The organism is Limnobacter olei (genome assembly GCF_029087225.1).
In the GTDB taxonomy this organism is placed as follows: Bacteria; Pseudomonadota; Gammaproteobacteria; order Burkholderiales; family Burkholderiaceae_B; genus Limnobacter; species Limnobacter olei.
Genome location: NZ_JARFJD010000002.1, coordinates 302866 through 319714, shown reverse-complemented (window position 1 = coordinate 319714; position 16849 = coordinate 302866). Strand labels below are relative to the sequence as shown.

The following is a 16849-nucleotide window of genomic DNA, read 5'->3' as shown; positions in this document are numbered from 1 at the left end:
GTGCTTGCAAACTGTGGGTTCACATCCCTCCTCTTTTGCTTCTGAGGTTTGCCCGATTAACCATATCGGGCATTTTTTTTGCCCTTTTTCTGGGCACAATTTCTCAATTCAAGTAGCATTGCGCCTGTAACAAACAAGCGAAACTGCCGTGGCCACTTACACCGTCAAAGAGATGTTTTACACCCTGCAGGGCGAAGGTGCTCAGGCGGGTAGAGCGGCCGTGTTTTGTCGTTTTGCCGGGTGCAATTTGTGGACTGGTCGCGAAGAGGACAGGGCCACGGCCGTGTGCAAATTCTGTGACACCGATTTTGTGGGTGTCGATGGCGTGGGTGGTGGAAAATTCAAGGATGCTGTTGCCTTGGCCCAGGCGATTGCAAATACTTATCAAGGTGAGCAAGGCACAGGCAAGCCTTATGTGGTGTTTACTGGTGGCGAGCCCACCTTGCAACTTGACACTGCTTTGATTGACGCTGTGCACGCGAATGGGTTTGAAATTGCCGTCGAGACCAACGGTACCTTGCCCGTGCCTTCGGGTGTGGACTGGGTTTGCGTCAGCCCCAAGTTTGGCAGCGAGCTGGTACAAACCAGCGGCCATGAATTGAAGGTAGTGGTGCCACAGTTGGGGCAGGATTTGAATGCCTTGGGTCGATTGCAGTTTGAGCACTATTTTGTGCAAGCCATGGACGACTCCGACCCTGTCAAGAAATCCAGAAATTTGCAGGTGGCCATACAAACCTGCCTGAACAAACCTCAGTGGCGTTTGAGTGTACAAACCCACAAAGTTATTGGAATGCCATGAAAGTTTTCAAACAATTTACCTTCGATGTGGCACACCAGCTGCCTGACTGGCCAGGTTTGCACGGCCACAGCTATACCGCCGAGGTGTGGTTTGAAGGCCCTGCCATTGATGGCTATGTGGTGCCTGAAAGTCTTTTGACCCAACATGTGGCTGCGGTACACAAGCGACTTGATCATTCATATTTGAATGAGTTCATTGAGCTGCCCACATCAGAAAACATTGCCCGCTGGATTTGGGATCAGCTTCGCCCGGTGGGGCCTTTGATCAAAGTGAAGGTATTTCGCGGATCGATCGGGTTTGGGGTTGAGTTTGATCTTGAGGATGCGAAGGCGGAAGGCAGGGCGTAGGTAACGGGCTTGCTTGAGCCTGCACTAAGCCAAGCCCTCCAAAAGTAACGGTCGGGTCTTGGCTTTCGCGCCAGGGCGCGATCGTTGGTCTCGACGCGCCAAGCCGGCAAGTTTTCTGACTGATCATCGTGCGACCCATTGCAAGTTCAGCTCCTCGCACTCCCGTGCAGCGCCTCTCCACCTCCAAGCGACTCATGGCTGTGTTCAGAGGCCAATCGGCACTGGCGAGTTTCCCTCACCACGCAACTCACGGCTGATTTCATCGCCCAATTGGCGGCGGTGTTTCGATCGTCTCGCCGTCAAGAAAACCTGCCCTTGCGTGCCGAGCAGGGCCGGTGTTGCCCAGTATGGGCGACAGAGAACGGACCCGACCCGCAGTTTAGGAGGGTCGTTCTCAGGCATCGCAAGGCTCAGCAAGGGAGAAACAGGTTTTCTGGCGAAAGATCGGAACCCAAGCCAATTGGGCGGTTAAGAGGCTGCGAGAGATCGGAACCCAAGCTGTCACACCAGAATTTTCTTTGCCTTGTCGCTTGTAATTTGCTGGGCCCATACAAACTGGCGTGAATCATCCGCTGTCATCGGTCGAGCTAGGCCAAAACCTTGTAGCTCAAGCACACCCGACTCAATCAGGAAATCACGTTGCTCGGCGGTTTCAACGCCTTCGGCGACTACCCCCAAGCCCAGTGCCTGAGCCATCGCCAACACAGTGCGTGACAAAATTACACTGTCGGTTTTGTTGGGCAGGTTGCTGACAAATGATCGATCAAGCTTGATCGACTGAACCGGCATTCTGTGCAGTGTGGCCAGTGAGGAATATCCCGTGCCGAAGTCGTCGATCGACAAGGAAACCCCCAATTCATGCAAGCGGTTCAGGTCATGCAATACGGTTTCCTGATTCTGCATCAACACGGTTTCAGTCAGTTCAAGTTCCAGCAAATTCGCTGGCAGGCCTGTTAGTTTCAGCACCTTTTCAACGGTCCCGCACAGTTTGCCGTCCAGCAGCTGAATTCCCGATACATTTACTGAAACGCTAATGGGGTTCTTCAGTTTCTTGTTGGTGTCTTTCAGCCATTTGCAGGCTTTGCGCATTACCTGTTCTCCCATCGGAATGATCAAACCGGTCTCCTCGGCAATCGGAATGAACTGGGCCGGTGGAATCAATTCGCCTGTGCGGGAACGCATGCGTGCCAGCGCTTCAACTGAACAAATGGAACCGTTTGCGTTAAAGCGTGGCTGGTAATGCAATTCGATTCGATCGTGCAAAATTGCATCGTGTAAATCGTTCTCAAGATCCACTTTGGTCTGCAGGGTTGCGCTCATGTTGGCGTGGAATACGCGTACTGTATTTTTGCCGGCTTGTTTGGCCTGGTACATCGCAATGTCGGCATGTTTCAGAAGGCCTTCCACATCGGTAGCATCGGTGGGAAACAGGGCCACACCGACCGAGGCACCCACATAAATTTTCTTCTCACCCAACTCAAACGGTTTTTTGCTGACTGCGTCCACGACCTTGCGGCCCACATTGAATGCGGTGTCTTGGTCGGCAATGTAGGGCAGGGTGATTACAAATTCGTCGCCCGACAAACGGGCAACGATGTCTGAACTGCGCACCACGCTGCGCAAACGTTTGGACACCGCAATCAGCAAGTCGTCGCCGCGGTCATGCCCCAGCGTGTCATTCACCGCCTTAAAGCCATCCAGGTCGATGAAAAGCAGGCCCAGTTTGAAATCCTGAACCTGGTCATTGCCCAGCAGTTCTTGCAGTGTTTGCGACAGGGCCAAACGGTTGGGCAGACCCGTCAATGGATCATGCGTGGCCTGATGCCGCATTTTGCTTTCATTGCGCTTGATGGAGCTGATGTCGGTGAAGAAAATCGAAATCAGTTCATCGCTTGGGTAGGCTTTCACTTGGTACCACATTTCGTTGGCCGGGTCTTGCCACTGAAATGTCTCTGGTTGCATGCTGCCTTTGGCCTGGTTCACGTATTTGAACAAGGGTGTTTTCTTCAGGTGGGGTGCACGTTCCCACACCATGCGGCCCAACAACAGCGGTGCAGTTTTACCCAGAAGTTCTGCGCCTTTTTCATTCAGGTAGTTCACATAGCCATTCATATCGATGGCAAAGAATGCATCGTCCATCGATTCAAGAATGTTGTTGATTCGCTCTTCACTTTTCAACAATGCTTCTTCAAGATGAATATTGCTTGAGCGGCCGATCAGAAGAACATCTGCACCGATACAGGCAGCCGTCCAGTCAAAGTACACCACATCATTGAAGGTGTTGCGCAGGCGGAAGGAGCCATCTGTAGAACCCGTTTGATATTTCACTTGGTCGAGCAGTCGCTTGAATTGACCCACATCCGTGCGAAACACCAGGTTGGCCGCATCCAGGTTTTCCAGTTGTTCGCTGCTTTGTCCTAAAAACTCTTCCAGCGAAGGGCTTAGTTTTTTGATTCGTCCTTTGTCGTCAACGTTCAACAACACACTGGTGGGAATTTTCTTGTCGGTGCTGTCCAAGGTTTCTGGACGTTGTTCAGGTGTGTTAACCGCAGGTACCTGTGGTGACAATTGGGTGCGCTTCACCTCTTGTTCTTGAAGCACACCAAATTCGCCGTGCGCCAGCATTTGCAAACTCAGCCATTGTGCATTGACTTTGACATGGCCTGTCCAACCCTGTTGCCGGAGCAATGAATTGGACAATGCCCGATAAATGGACATGCCGTAACGGTTTACTATCAATTCGCTGCCCGATTTGAATCCAAGTTCTTGGCGGAACAGTTTGCTGGCGGCAATCAGGCTTAATTCGTCTGTGACATGGCCCAGCAGGGCGTAACGTGTGGTTCCGCTGTCCAGTAGTTCGTTGATCAGCGGGTCGTCAAGAACATTGCTCAGGTTCATACATCAAACCTCGAGAGCCGTTTTTCCATTTCGCGCATCATTTCATCTGAGCGCAAAATGGTTTGTACCGTGCTGGCCAACGTGCGGAAGGCGCTTTCCGTGCGCGCTTGCATGCCTTCCATGGCACCCAGCACTTCCCATCCCTGGCGTTGATTGCCATGGCCATTTTCCACCCACTGATGCGTGGCACGGTCAATGGATACCAACTGGTTTTCAATGGCACTCAAGCCGCTTTTTAGCACATCCATTCTGGCCATGAATCCGTTGGTACGTTCGTTCAGGTTGTCCAGTGTGCTCAGTGTGGTTTGTAGTTGTTGTGCCGCAGCGGGTGAAAATTCCTTCTGGAATTCTTTGTGCAGGGCCTGCATTTGCTGGCTAGAATCAAAGGCCTGTTTGCCGATGCGTTGCAATTGTTCCAGAGATTGATTCAGTTCATTGAGCAGATCAAAGCTGTCTTCGGTCGCCTTTTTGGACAACTCGGCAGTGCTTTGTCCTATGCGGGTTTGGTTACCCAGGCTTTGAACAAAGTCGCGCAGCTTTTTGGAAGCCTGTGAGCTCTCTTCCATTTGTTGTGTATTACCCGCACCCAGTTCTTTGGCAATTTGCGACAATTCGCGAATATCGGCGCGAAGCATTTTGAATGCAGCCACCACAAATGCCATGTTGTCTGCATAATCATTGAAGACCTGCCCCATCGGCGACATGCGGCCTTGTTCATCGGTTTGAGCACGCACACGCAGGTTGATGCCTTTTTCCTTGTCCAGATAAGCCAGCAGTTTGGTGCCCTCTTCTGCAGCCAAGGCATGTTGCCGAAGGGTTTGAGCAATCACCGACAGCAGCAATACAGCGATGGACACATAAAAGCCGTGTAGCGCCACGGCAGGCATACCCGAGAATGGGCCACGGAAGATATAGCATTCAAACCCTGCCTGCTGGAGCATGTCGAACACAATGTGATGAATCACGATCAACAAGCCCATGCTGAGCAGTGGGCGGGTGTCCCGATAAGCCAGCATCACTGGCAACAAGATGAAAAAGCTGAAGTGGTATTCCAGTAGTCCGCGTGCAATGTGGACATGCAAGGCACCCATGCCAACCAGCAGTGCTGCGTTGATGTGCATGGTCAGTGGCTGGCCGGAATGCCAGCGGGTGATCGCCAGGCTTCCCAGGAAAAGCGGGATACCCCAGCCCAGCGCTTGGGCAATGTTGTTGTAGGCCAGTCCTTCCAGGGTGGCAAACACCAGGCAGGCGAAGCTGACAAACACGCAAAGCCAGTCCGCATTGATCCGGATCGAAGTGAGGTCAGTGGCGTTGGGAGCTACGCCAGACAGCCTGCTTAAAAATGTAAAGAATCCGTGGGGGGGAAGCTGCACCGGGGCGTTGGAAGCTTGCTGGTTCAGGGCCGAGTGCTGGGCATGCATGATGAATTCTCGAATGTAACTTTGTCCAAATGTTAAATTCGAGAATACCGGAAGTCATTTGTAATCAATCACCTGAATAGAGTGGATTTTTACCCCTTCAGAATCGTTCTTCCGGCGTCAGCAAACGCCACTGCCCCACGGGCAGGTCGCCGAGCATCACGCGGCCAATTCGAACGCGTTTCAAACCCACCACTTTCAGGCCCACAATTTCGCACATTCGGCGAATTTGTCGCTTCTTGCCTTCATTCAAAATAAAGCGCAACTGGTCTTCGTTTTGCCAGCTGACGCGGGCTGGTTTTAACGCTTCGCCGTCCAGGCTCAGGCCATAACGCAGCATTTCAAGTCCACGGTCAGTCAATTCGCCTTCTACTCGCACCAGGTATTCTTTTTCCACTGTGCTGTTGGCGTCGATCAGTTGTTTGGCAATGCGACCATCTTGGGTCAGTACCAGCAAGCCCGTGGAATCAATGTCCAGGCGACCTGCTGGCGCGAGACCTTTCAGCATGGCGGGCTGGAAGGGGGTTGATGTTTTGCGGTCGGCCTGGTTTTCCAGGCCCAGGCATTCCATTGCAGCCTTGTAGCGGCCCTCGGGTTGACCCGACACCACACCAATCGGCTTGTGATACAGAATGGTGACCTGTTTGCCCAGCACATTTTTTGCGCGTGCATCCAGGTCGATGGTCACGGTTGGAAGTACTTTGGCGCCCAGTTCATCGACTACTTTGCCGTTCACGCGCACCCAGCCGTTTTCAATCAGGTAATCCGCTTCGCGGCGTGAGCACAGCCCTTTGGCTGCCATGATCTTGCTGAGGCGTTGTGGCTCGAAAGGGTCGAGCATGTCCAGTGTGTTTGTGCCGGTTACTTTGCTGCGGCGTGGCCGTGCAGCACCTGCAGCAGGGGCCACAGGGGCACTGCGCATGGCTGCGCGGTTGCGGTCGGGTTTTGCGGCGGGTGTTGCTGCCGCCGTTCCAGCCTTGCCAGTGGCGCTGCTGGGGCGGCCACGGCCAGGGGCTGCCGGCTTTGCCGGGGCTAATGTTTTGTTGCGGTTACTGGGGCGTGCCGGTGGGCCGGAACGCCCCGAGTCGCCAGTGCGGCCTGCGCTACTGTTGCGGCCTGCGGGTTTTTTCATGATTTCAGTGTGTCCTTGTGCATTGAGGCCGTATTGTAGGTGAAATCAATGGCTTAGGCTATGTTCTCTGCAAGTCGGGTGGCAACAGTTTGTACAGCACCGGAGTCACAAGGCGACCGATGAAAGTTGAAGAAATGAGGCCACCAATAATCACCCACGCCATTGGTGAATAAAGTCCGCCTCCCTGCAGCGCCAGTGGCAGCAGCCCGCCAACGGCAGTGGCACTGGTCAATAAAATTGGCAGGAAACGAATACGGCCCGCTTCTTCGATGGATTCATCCAGCCCCTTGCCTTCTTCGCGCAACTGGTTGGTAAAGTCCACCAGCAAAATCGAGTTTTTGATTTCAATGCCGATCAGCGCAATGAAGCCAATCATCGCGGTGAAGCTCAGTGAGTTCCCCGTGAGGAACAGCATGACCATGCCACCGGTTACACCCAGTGGGATCACGAACAGCACAATCAAGGTGCTTTTGAAACTGCCGAATTCCAGAACCAGAATCGCGAGAATCCCGAATACGGTGATCAGGATCGCAGTACCAAACCCGGCAAAGCTTTCCTGCCTGCTTTTTACTTCGCCGGCCATTTTGTAGCGGTAACCGGTGGGCAGACCCATCTCGTCGATCTGCTTGGCAATTTCGTTGGCAACTTTCTCGGTGTTGTAACCAGTGCGTGTATAAGCGGTCAGCAACACGGCGCGTTCGCGGTCAAAGCGGTAAATGCTGTTCAGGTTGTCATCCAGTTCAAGCGTGGTGAGTTGGGTCAACGGTACAGCCTGACCAGTGCGTGAAATCACATGGAAGTCGTCCAGCGCGCTCAGATTACTCCGCACACCCGCAGGGCCGCGTACACTGATGGTGTAGGCGTCTCCATCGCTTTGGCGAATTTCACCAGCAAACGCGCCTGCAATGGCAAGCCGCACTGCCTGGTCTAGCTCCGCTGAATTCACCCCCAGCAAACCTGCTTTCTCGAAATTCACTCTCAGGCGCAAGTCGCTACGCCCGGTGCGCTGGGGGTTGTCCACGTTTTGTGTGCCAGGATTGGCCAGCATGATGCGCTCCACCTGTGCAGATAATTCACGCAGTGTTTCGATCTCGGGGCCTACCAAACGAATGCCAATCGGCGCATCGACAGGTGGACCGTTTTCGAATTCGCGCACAATCAGGTTGGCACCGGCAATCGTTTTTAGTTCATTGCGAATGTTATCCAGCAACTTGGGTGTGTCGTCGTTGTACTCCTTGAGCTGAACGAAAAGCTCACCCACGTTCGATTGTTTGTCTTGCTGAAATACGTTGTAATAAATTTGTGGGTTGCCTTCGCCCACGGTGGCCATGACCCCTGTAATTTCTTCAAAGTTTGCCAGCTTGTTTTCCACCTGTTTCACCACAGTGTCGGTGGCCGTCAGGCTGGAGCCAGGGGGCAATCCTACTTCGATCACAAACTGCGGTGTGTTCGCTTTGGGAAACAGTGACATGCCCATGAGTGGAGCCAAAGCCAGGCTGGCCACGAACAGCACCAGCGATGCGGCTACCACTGTTTTCGGGGTTTGTAAGGCTCGGTGCAGCAGTGGGGTGTAAATTTTGTCGATTAGTCCCATCAACTTTTGCAGCACAATATTGCCGTGTTCATTTTCGTCTTTTTTCAGCACACGGCTGGCCAAAAACGGAATGATGGTGAGCGCAACAAACAGCGATGCAAGCACCGTAAACACCACGGCCACGGGGAGTGATCGAATGAATTTTCCGGCGTTGTCAGGCAGCATCAACAGCGGCAGGAAGGCAAACAAAAGGGTGGCAGTACAGCCCAAAACAGCCAGCGAAATTTGCTTGGTGGCCAAGCGCGCAGCGTCGACTCGGTTATAACCCATGCGCAGGTAACGTGAAATGTTTTCGATCACCACGATGGAGTCGTCAACCAACAAGCCCAATGCAACCACAAGGCCTGCAATCGAAAGCTGGTTCAGCGAAAAGCCTGCATAGTACAAACAGGCCAAACCTGTGAGCAGCGAGAGCGGCACGCTGACCATCACAATGCCTGAGGCCCGCAAACCCAGCGGCAACAGGGTTATCAGCACCAGTGTTACAGCCAGGGCAAAATCGAAGGTCAAGCGATCAATCCGCTTTTCCACGTTTTTGTATTGTTCGAACCCGCGCTCCATTTTGATATTGGGGGGCAAGGTTTTCTCGAACTCGTCCGCGGTTTCCTGCAAGGCTTTTTGGGTTACAAAAATATTGCGCTCATCTTTCTGGTTGGCGGTAACAAACACCGCGCGCTGACCATTGAAGCGGGCCATCACCTCCTGATTTTCATAGTCCCATTGCACATCGGCGACATCGCCCACGCGAACAAGGCGACCACCCAAATCACCACCCGTACCCGTGCCTGCAATCACCGTGTTTCTGATTTCTTCAACGCTGCGGTACTGGCCCGACGTTTGTACATTTAAACGGCGTGCACCCTCTTCAACCGGGCCACCTGGAATGTTCAGCGACTCACCCTGAATAATGCGTGCCACATCGGCGGCTTGAATACCCAGCTCCGCCAGTTTTTTAAAGTTCAGGCTAACGCGTACCTGCTGCTCTGGGTAAGCCCAGCTTTCGCTTTCACGCACTGACGAAATACGCTCGAACGCCTCGGAGAGGTCTTCGGCGTAATTGGCCAAGTCGGCGTAGCTTGCTGTTTCAGACACCAGTGAATATTGAATGATGTTGGTAAACCCAGGGTTGATTCGTTCAATTTCCAGCTTTTGTATGCCTGCTGGTAGCTGGTCTCGAATGCTGTTGAGTTCACGGTTCACTTCGTCGAACTTTTTGTCAACGTCAACTTCCGCATTGAAGCGAACAAACACCACGCCACCGCTGTTGCGGGATGTTGAAAGCATTTCTTTCAAGTCATCCAGGCTGCGCAGGGCGTCTTCAATGGGCTTGGCCACCTGTTGTTCCATTTCGCGAGGGTCAGCACCTGGATAAATCACATTGATACGAAACGCGCTGATGTCGAAATATGGGTCTTCGGTTCTGGGTATGTTTTGATACGCGCTGATGCCAATTGCTGTCAGCAGAAAAAATATCACCAGCGTGAACTGGTAATTCTTGATGGAAAAGTCCGAGAGTTTCATCTGGATTACTCCTGAACTTTCACGGTTTCACCATCTTGCAGGTAGGCTGCACCTGTGCTCACCACGCGAGTGCCTTCGGGCAGGGCGTCGATTAATGCGATCCGGTCTGCTTGAATAAAGGCCACCGCCACAGTCTGGCGTTTCACGGTGTTGTCTGCTTGTACGGTGTAAATCCAGGCGGCTTTGTTGTCGCCCTCGACCACGGCCTCTATGGGTACATAGCTGCGCATGCCATTGAAGTTGGCGGGTTCAATGCGGGTACGCCCTTGCATGCCCGATAAAAGGTTGATGTTTTCATGGGCACGTGTGTCTACCTCAACCAGCACGCCGTAGGTGCCTGTGGCGGGGTCTGCTGCCTGGCTTAGTTCAATTACTTTTCCGGGCCACTTCACGCCGGGCAGGGCATCGAATTGCACTTCAGCTTTGGCGCCACGCTGAATGTGCACGGCTTGCCTGTCTGCAAGGCTTGCTTTCATTACAAAGCCGCTGCTTTTGCTGCCGAGTAGTAATATCGGCTGGCCCGGCGATACCACTTCACCGGTTTGCGCAAAACGCTTTAGTACCACGCCATTGGCTTGAGCCTGTATTTCAGCCGTTTGGCTTGCAAATTGGGCTTGGCTAAGTTGTGCACGTGCAGCTTGTGCGGCGGTTTCCAGGTTGTCGAGTTGCACTTTTGAAATGACTTCTTGATCACGCAGCAATTTGCCGCGTTGCAAGTCGCGTTGGGCTTTTTCAAAGCCAGCGCTGGCTTGGCTCACAGCGGCATTCACGTCTTGCTTGTTCAGCGCAGCAAGGCGTTGGCCTTTCTCAACTGTTTCGCCTTCGCGCACATTGATTCGTTCAATCACGCCGCCCACTTTGAAGCTCAATCGTGTTTCGTCGCGAAAGGCACCAATTCCAGCTACTTCGATCAAGCTTGCTGCTGGGCCGCTTTGTACCGTTTCGGTTTTCACCAATCGGTATTCCACTGCGGGTGCTTCCTCTGGGGTGGCTGGGCCACAGGCTGCCAAAACCAACAGGGAGAAAGTTGAAATTACGAGTATGGGTTTCATGGTTGAGCTCCTTCCTGCGGGCTTGGCTCGGGAATATTTCGGTTGTTGTACTGCCAAACAGCATGGTCAATTCGGGCCTGATAAACGGCAGTCACCAAGCCCAACCGTGCGCGTGTTGCACTTTGTTCGGCACTTAAAAATTCAACTTGAGTGGTCTCGCCAGCGTCGCGTTTGCGTTCATTGATTCGCAGGCTTTCCTCGGATGCAGCCTGTTGGGCCATGCGCGCCTGGATGCTGTCTAGCGACACCAGCAAATTTTCCCGGGCCTGCAATTTGGCCAATTGAAGTTGCCGGTTGACTTGCCGCGCGCGGGCCTCCAGTGCCCGCACCTGTGCTTGGCTGCGTGCCACTTCACTGCTGCGAATTCCGGCGTCTGCCAGAGTCCAGTTCAAAACCACCGATGCGCTGGCAAATCCAGTGTTGGGGCCGGTGTTGTAGTCGCGTCCCTGATAGCCGCCTTCGATCGAGTAGCCCAGTGTGGGCTTGTAAGTTGCGCGGCTGGCATCCAGTTGGGCGCGTTGGGCGGCCAGGCTGCGTTCAAGCCGGGTGAGGGCTGGCGCTGGAGTGTTGCCCTGCGTTTTCGGGGTGAGCTCATCCAGCAGTGTTTGAATGGCACTGGGGTTCAGCTCTTCTTGCGGCAGTTCAACTGCGCTGTCGTTTGGGGCATAGCGCAGCAGGTTGAAATACTCTTTGGCCAGCAAGGCCTGCGTTTGGGCCTGGCGCAAGGCCACCTGAATTTCAAGTGTTTCCGCTTCGGCACGTTTCGGTGCATCCAGGGTGGTTTCCCCGGCCTTGTACAGCACTGTGTTAATTCGTTCGTTTTCTTTCAGTGTTCGCAAGCTGGCCTCAAGAATGGTAATTCTGGCCTTGGCCTGTGCGTATTGCCAGTAGGCAGTGTGCAGGTCGCGAACCAACTCTTCTTTCACTTGCAGCTGTGCGGCCTCTTGGGCACCCACTGCTTGGGTTTGTGCTTGCAGTTGCTGGTCCAGAACAGGTTCGTAAATTGGGCCGCGCACAATTAGCCGGGTGTCTTGTTCAGTGGGACGTAGCAGCGGGATTGACTGGTTCTCCACTGTGGGAAAGCGTGGCGGTTGACCTGCGGCAACGGCCTGTGCATTCAATGTTGCGTACACAGGGTTGAGTAAATCGCCTGCCGGGAAATCGATGGTGCGACCACCTTCGGCCACACTTGCGCGCGCCTGCAATGCAAGGCTGGGATAAAAGCGCGCACGCAAATTTTCAAGTCGCTGACGTTCAGCCTCAACTTCAAAGCTGGCCTGCGCCAAGGCGGGGTTATTGGACATGGCTTGGCTCAAGTAGTCGTCAAGCGGGGTGCCTGCCTGACTGGGCTGCTGAACTTGAAGAGCCATCAACAGCAATGCAGCCATTAGACGACTGTCAAATAAAATGTAAAAAAAAGCGCCCCTATTGCGGGCGCCTGTTCGACTTTGCTTGATCATTTTTTGCCTCCGCCATTGCGGTTGATCAGGGATTGCATGACCAGCTCCACAGCCTGGTTCATGAAAGATTCTTTGCTGATGCCCATGGTGGTCATGAAGTTGGCCTTGGTTTGCGCCAGCTGAATAGTGCCGTGTGTGAAGCCCCACAAGGTGATCGAAATTTGCATCAAATTGTCTAGGTCGTCCCGCAAGGTTTTATCTGCCATGCCTTTGGCGAGAGCCAACACGGTTTGTTCATGAACCTGTTGCCCGGCCTGAATCATTTCCAGTGTTGCCGAGCAGGGATCGTCCAGCGCAATTTCATGGTGAGAGGCTTCAAACCTTGACATGGCGGCGAAATGCGTTGGGTACTCTTCTGAAAACTGCATATAAGCCTGACCAATTGCCCGAATTTGGTGATCACCAGTGGCATGCTGGTTTCGTGCGGCTTCGAACATTTCACGCAGTATTCGCAAACCCCGCAGGCAAATTGCCAAATGCAAGGCTGCCTTGTCTTTGAAGTACACATATACCAGTGCACGTGAAACCCTCGCTTTTCGTGCAACTTGATCCATGGTGGCTGCGTCAAAGCCCTTTTCAGAAAAAACAAGTTCAGCTGCGTCGAGAATTTCTTCCCGGCGGCGTTCCTTTTCTTCTTCGCGACGTTCGATGACATAGTTCATGAAATGGATCTTAGTTGAATGGTTGACACAATGTCAATGGTTTTTTCCTTCTGCCGTTTGAAACACTGATTTGAGTCGATTTACCGAGTTTATTTCCGGCACGGGTAGGTGGCTTCGTCAATTAAAGTTAAATCATGGTGAATTGTTTCTGTGAGAAGCGCGGTGGCTAAAAAACTGGAAGGTCTGGAACGGCAAGTGGTGTTTGTAATTGATGATCATCCCATCGTCAGTTTCGGCTTGGTCGAAATGGTGAAGGATGTGGCACCCCACGCCCGCATTCGCCAGTTTTCCACCTTGAAGGAAGCCGCACGGCATGCCATTGAAGAGTTTCCTGCGTTGATCATCACAGACTTTCATTTGCGCGATGTCCAAGCCGAGACTTTTATTGGCCTGTTTGAAACGCTGTTCCCCGAAATTCCGGTACTGATTACTGCAAACGACGAGAAAGTGATGGGGCAGTTAAAGCGTCATCAGCTTGAACGGTTTATTGCATTTTCAAAATTCACACCCTTTGCAAAAATGATCGACCTGATTCGTGTCGGTTTGAGCCAAGCCAATATTGAATTGTTGCAAATGCCGACTTTGTCAAAAGCGCTCACCCACAAACAAGTCGAGGTGCTTGAATTGATTGGGGCCGGGCATAGCAACAAGGAAATTGCCGTGCTACTGAAGATCAGCGTGGAAACTGTGAAGGGGCATGTGAAAGACATTCTGGAACGCCTGAAAGCCAAGAACCGGATGGAGGCTTCGATCATTTACCGGCACACCCAGATCCAAAAACACAGCCTGCCAGAACCGAGCTTGCACAATAATTAGTCAGTCCATCTAATTCCTTATGTAATGAATAGCTTGGACTACTTGTCCACATGCTATCCCCTAGGTTGTGCCCACTTTTTGGGGATATCCACAGAAATCCAGAGTGCTCTATCTCAGGCGATTCGGTAAACTGCTTACACGCAGTCCAACGTCGTCCTTCCATAGGAGAATAAGAGATGAGCAGCTCGCCAGAATTAGAAGAGTTCATGAATGGACTGATTCGCAGAAATCCCGGCGAACCAGAGTTTCACCAGGCAGTGCATGAAGTTGCACAACACATCATTCCTTTTGTTGCAAAAAATCCGAAGTACGAGGCTGCTCAAATTCTGCAGCGACTGACCGAGCCCGATCGAATCGTCAGTTTCCGGGTGTGTTGGGAAGACGATCAGGGCAATGTGCGCACTCAACGTGGCTACCGGGTTCAACACAGCAATGCGATTGGCCCTTATAAAGGGGGTATTCGATTTCACGACAACGTGACCCAAAGCATTTTGAAATTCCTCGCTTTTGAGCAAACTTTCAAGAACAGCCTGACAGGCTTGCCCATGGGTGGCGGCAAGGGTGGCTCAGACTTCAATCCCAAAGGCAAAAGCGATCGCGAGATCATGCGTTTTTGCCAGGCTTTCATGACCGAACTTTCCCGCCACATTGGTCCCTTCACCGATGTGCCAGCCGGCGACATCGGCGTTGGGGGGCGCGAGATTTCTTACATGTTTGGCCAATATAAAAGAATCCGTAATGAATTCACTGGTGTGCTCACTGGCAAGGGGTTGGCCTTTGGGGGCAGTGAAATCCGAGTAGAGGCAACTGGCTACGGTGTGGTCTATTTCATGGAAGACATGTTGAGCCACAAGGGTTTGAAGTTTGAGGGCAAGGTGTGTTCAGTCAGTGGCTCTGGCAACGTGGCGCAATATGCAGTCGAGAAAATTCTGGCGCTGGGCGGCAAAGTGATCACCATGTCCGATTCATCGGGAACGCTCCATGACAAAGACGGCATTACGATGGAGAAGCTGGCGCACATCAAAGAGCTGAAAGAAGTGAAGCGGGCCCGCATCAGCGAGTACTTGAACCAATATCCGAATGCGGAGTTTGTTGCTGGCAAACGTCCGTGGCACATACCCTGCGATCTTGCTTTTCCATGTGCGACGCAAAATGAAATCAATGCCGAAGAAGCTGCCATGTTGATCAAGAATGGTTGCATGGGTGTATCTGAAGGCGCGAACATGCCTTCTGAAAAAGGGGCAATTGATGTGTTCCAGAAGGCGCGTATTTTGTTTGCGCCATCCAAGGCGGCCAATGCGGGTGGGGTTGCGGTGTCTGGTTTGGAGATGACCCAGAACAGCATGCGCTTGTCGTGGTCTCGCGATGAGTTGAATCAGCGCTTGCGAACCATCATGAGCGACATCCACAAGCGATGCGTGAAGTATGGCGCGGAAGAAGACGGCCACATTGATTACCTCAAGGGCGCCAATGTGGGTGGCTTTGTGAAGGTGGCGGATGCGATGTTGGCTTACGGCGTCATTTAAAAGCCAGGGGGTTTGCGCTGAAAAGGGGTTGCCAATTGACTGGCGGCCCCTTTTCTTTTGGTAGCATGGCTGATCATTTTCCTGAAAAGAAGCCAACACCATGAACGTTCTGATTGTGCATGCACACCCCGAACCCCAATCATTTTGCACCGCAATGATGAAGCGCATGCAAAACCGTTTTGAGGAGCAGGGCCACACGGTGACCGTGTCAGATTTGTACGCCAAGCAATTCAACCCCGTAGCCAGTGCTGCCGACTTTGCTGAGCGTAGCAACCCGGATTACCTGGTGTATGCGCTGGAGCAGCGGCATGCACAGAAAACCAATTCATTGCCCGCAGACATTGCCTCCGAACTAGAGTTGCTGAAGCAGTGCGACTTGCTGGTGCTGAATTTTCCGCTGTACTGGTTTTCTTTGCCTGCAATTTTGAAGGGCTGGATCGACCGTGTCTTTTTGTCGGGCGCTGTTTACGGTGGTCGAAATTTCTACGACCGTGGTTTGATGAAGGGCAAACAGGCCTGGCTTACTTTCACACTGGGTGGGCGTGATCACATGTTTGGCGATGACGCCATTCACGGTGATTTGAATACCATGTTGCGCCCTGTGTTGCGCGGCAGTTTGGGCTATGCCGGCTTTGATGTGCTGGAACCCTTTGCCGCTTACCATGTGCCTTACATCACACAAGAAGCCCGTGTTGAAATGCTTGAGCAGCTGGATGTTGCAGTGAACACACTGGCTTCACGCCCGAAGGTGTCATATCCCAGTCTCGACAATTTCGATCCGCAAATGAATCCACTTGGTAAATAAAAAACCCGCAGTGCTCTCGCACAACGGGTTTCAATCAAGTCTACAGAAGACCTTTCGTACGAAAGGTCGTGTAGCGGTCTTATTGTTTTTGCTATTTCTGGATTACTTCATGCCCAGTTGCTTTTTGATCTTGGCGATCACGTCAGTTTGAACTGACTTGACCATGCCCTTGACTTGTTTCTCAAGGTCCTTGATCTGCTTCTGAACATCGCTCAACAATTTCTTGCGATCAGTTGCGCTGAACACTGACTTGGCTGCGGCGGCCTTGGCCTTGGCGGCTGGCTTTGCTTTGGCCACAGTTTTCTTCGCTTTGGCTGCAGCATTCGCTACGCTGGCAGTGGCTGCCTTGGCGCGTGATGTTGCTGGCTTTTTCGCTGCAGGTTTTGCTGCTGCCTTTTTGGCGGCAGGTTTTTTGGCTGCTGCTGGTTTGGCAGCGGCAGGCTTTTTGGCAGCAGCTGGTTTGGCGGCGGGTTTCTTCGCAGCGGCTGGTTTAGCAGCAGCTGGTTTTTTCGCGGCAGCGGGTTTTGCTGCTGCTGGTTTTTTCGCTGCTGCTGGTTTTGCAGCGGCTGGTTTTTTAGCAGCAGGTTTTTTTGCTGCTGGTTTTTTTGGAGCTGGGGTTGCTTTGCTTGCCTCGGCTTCGACTGGCTTTTGATCTGTTGTAACCATGTTTTGTAACCTTCCTTAAACGGTGTGGTGAGTTATGTGTACATCAAATTTTATTAACTGAAAAGCTTTTTTCATCAATACATGATCAACAACCCGTTTGTGTGTAAATTTCAATAAATTTTGTCGTTTTTTTTTCGCACCACTCGCGTGCAA

At 52.5% G+C, this 16849-nt stretch carries 13 protein-coding genes; 5 read left to right on the top strand and 8 right to left on the bottom strand.

All coding sequences use genetic code 11. The features are described 5' to 3' along the window. Positions 1–148: 148 nt before the first annotated feature. Positions 149–799 carry a 7-carboxy-7-deazaguanine synthase gene (gene queE / locus PY990_RS01620; protein WP_275270119.1) on the top strand — a complete coding sequence of 217 codons (651 nt, stop codon included), beginning with the start codon at positions 149–151 and terminating at the stop codon, positions 797–799. Beyond that, positions 796–1146 (top strand): 6-pyruvoyl trahydropterin synthase family protein, encoded by a 351-nt coding sequence (locus tag PY990_RS01615; protein WP_275270118.1) that lies wholly within the window; start codon positions 796–798, stop codon positions 1144–1146. The genes queE and PY990_RS01615 overlap by 4 nt, the downstream gene beginning before the upstream one ends. Before the next feature lie 501 nt (positions 1147–1647). On the opposite strand, the gene PY990_RS01610 is transcribed toward PY990_RS01615, so the two are convergent. The 7 genes from PY990_RS01610 to PY990_RS01580 all read right to left on the bottom strand — a co-directional run bounded on the left by PY990_RS01610 (position 1648) and on the right by PY990_RS01580 (position 12883). Then, positions 1648–4044 carry a sensor domain-containing protein gene (locus PY990_RS01610; protein WP_275270117.1) on the bottom strand — a complete coding sequence of 799 codons (2397 nt, stop codon included), beginning with the start codon at positions 4042–4044 and terminating at the stop codon, positions 1648–1650. Further along, complete coding sequence (locus PY990_RS01605) at positions 4041–5465, bottom strand: methyl-accepting chemotaxis protein (RefSeq protein ID WP_275270116.1); 1425 nt, start codon at positions 5463–5465, stop codon at positions 4041–4043. Before PY990_RS01605 ends, PY990_RS01610 begins: the two co-directional genes overlap by 4 nt. Positions 5466–5562: 97 nt before the next feature. Continuing rightward, the gene (locus tag PY990_RS01600; protein WP_205882534.1) at positions 5563–6303 is read right to left on the bottom strand and encodes a pseudouridine synthase; all 741 of its coding nucleotides are present in this window, start codon (positions 6301–6303) and stop codon (positions 5563–5565) included. Between the two features lie 349 nt (positions 6304–6652). Further along, positions 6653–9709: an efflux RND transporter permease subunit gene (locus tag PY990_RS01595; protein WP_275270115.1), complete on the bottom strand. Its 3057-nt coding sequence runs from the start codon at positions 9707–9709 to the stop codon at positions 6653–6655. A gap of 5 nt (positions 9710–9714) precedes the next feature. Further along, positions 9715–10761, bottom strand: a complete 1047-nt coding sequence (locus tag PY990_RS01590; RefSeq protein WP_275270114.1) for an efflux RND transporter periplasmic adaptor subunit — start codon at positions 10759–10761, stop codon at positions 9715–9717. Beyond that, entirely contained in the window at positions 10758–12149 is a 1392-nt protein-coding gene (locus PY990_RS01585) for a TolC family protein (protein WP_275270113.1), read from the bottom strand. Before PY990_RS01585 ends, PY990_RS01590 begins: the two co-directional genes overlap by 4 nt. Before the next feature lie 68 nt (positions 12150–12217). Then, positions 12218–12883, bottom strand: a complete 666-nt coding sequence (locus PY990_RS01580) for a TetR/AcrR family transcriptional regulator (RefSeq protein ID WP_275270112.1) — start codon at positions 12881–12883, stop codon at positions 12218–12220. A 162-nt stretch (positions 12884–13045) separates the two neighbouring features. Here PY990_RS01580 and PY990_RS01575 point away from each other — a divergent pair, with 162 nt between their 5' ends. From PY990_RS01575 to PY990_RS01565, 3 genes are all read left to right on the top strand, one after another. Then, positions 13046–13699 (top strand): response regulator transcription factor, encoded by a 654-nt coding sequence (locus tag PY990_RS01575; protein WP_275270111.1) that lies wholly within the window; start codon positions 13046–13048, stop codon positions 13697–13699. Between the two features lie 176 nt (positions 13700–13875). Next, on the top strand, positions 13876–15225 hold the full coding sequence (gene gdhA, locus PY990_RS01570; protein ID WP_275270110.1) for an NADP-specific glutamate dehydrogenase: 1350 nt from the start codon (positions 13876–13878) through the stop codon (positions 15223–15225). A gap of 100 nt (positions 15226–15325) precedes the next feature. Next, a complete protein-coding gene (locus PY990_RS01565) occupies positions 15326–16030 on the top strand; it encodes an NAD(P)H-dependent oxidoreductase (RefSeq protein ID WP_275270109.1) in 705 nt (234 codons plus the stop codon). 102 nt (positions 16031–16132) lie between these two features. Here the strand turns inward: PY990_RS01565 and PY990_RS01560 are convergent, their stop codons facing one another. Further along, complete coding sequence (locus PY990_RS01560) at positions 16133–16696, bottom strand: hypothetical protein (RefSeq protein WP_275270108.1); 564 nt, start codon at positions 16694–16696, stop codon at positions 16133–16135. Positions 16697–16849: the final 153 nt, after the last annotated feature.

Excerpts from the sequence above, each read along its gene's own strand:
- PY990_RS01590 (WP_275270114.1), bottom strand. The coding sequence starts at position 10,761 with ATGAAACCCATACTCGTAATTTCAACTTTCTCCCTGTTGGTTTTGGCA.
- PY990_RS01585 (WP_275270113.1), bottom strand. The coding sequence starts at position 12,149 with ATGGCTGCATTGCTGTTGATGGCTCTTCAAGTTCAGCAGCCCAGTCAG.
- PY990_RS01610 (WP_275270117.1), bottom strand. The coding sequence starts at position 4,044 with ATGAACCTGAGCAATGTTCTTGACGACCCGCTGATCAACGAACTACTG.
- PY990_RS01615 (WP_275270118.1), top strand. The coding sequence starts at position 796 with ATGAAAGTTTTCAAACAATTTACCTTCGATGTGGCACACCAGCTGCCT.
- PY990_RS01560 (WP_275270108.1), bottom strand. The coding sequence starts at position 16,696 with ATGGTTACAACAGATCAAAAGCCAGTCGAAGCCGAGGCAAGCAAAGCA.
- PY990_RS01600 (WP_205882534.1), bottom strand. The coding sequence starts at position 6,303 with ATGCTCGACCCTTTCGAGCCACAACGCCTCAGCAAGATCATGGCAGCC.
- PY990_RS01595 (WP_275270115.1), bottom strand. The coding sequence starts at position 9,709 with ATGAAACTCTCGGACTTTTCCATCAAGAATTACCAGTTCACGCTGGTG.
- PY990_RS01565 (WP_275270109.1), top strand. The coding sequence starts at position 15,326 with ATGAACGTTCTGATTGTGCATGCACACCCCGAACCCCAATCATTTTGC.
- gdhA (WP_275270110.1), top strand. The coding sequence starts at position 13,876 with ATGAGCAGCTCGCCAGAATTAGAAGAGTTCATGAATGGACTGATTCGC.
- PY990_RS01580 (WP_275270112.1), bottom strand. The coding sequence starts at position 12,883 with ATGAACTATGTCATCGAACGTCGCGAAGAAGAAAAGGAACGCCGCCGG.
- PY990_RS01605 (WP_275270116.1), bottom strand. The coding sequence starts at position 5,465 with ATGCATGCCCAGCACTCGGCCCTGAACCAGCAAGCTTCCAACGCCCCG.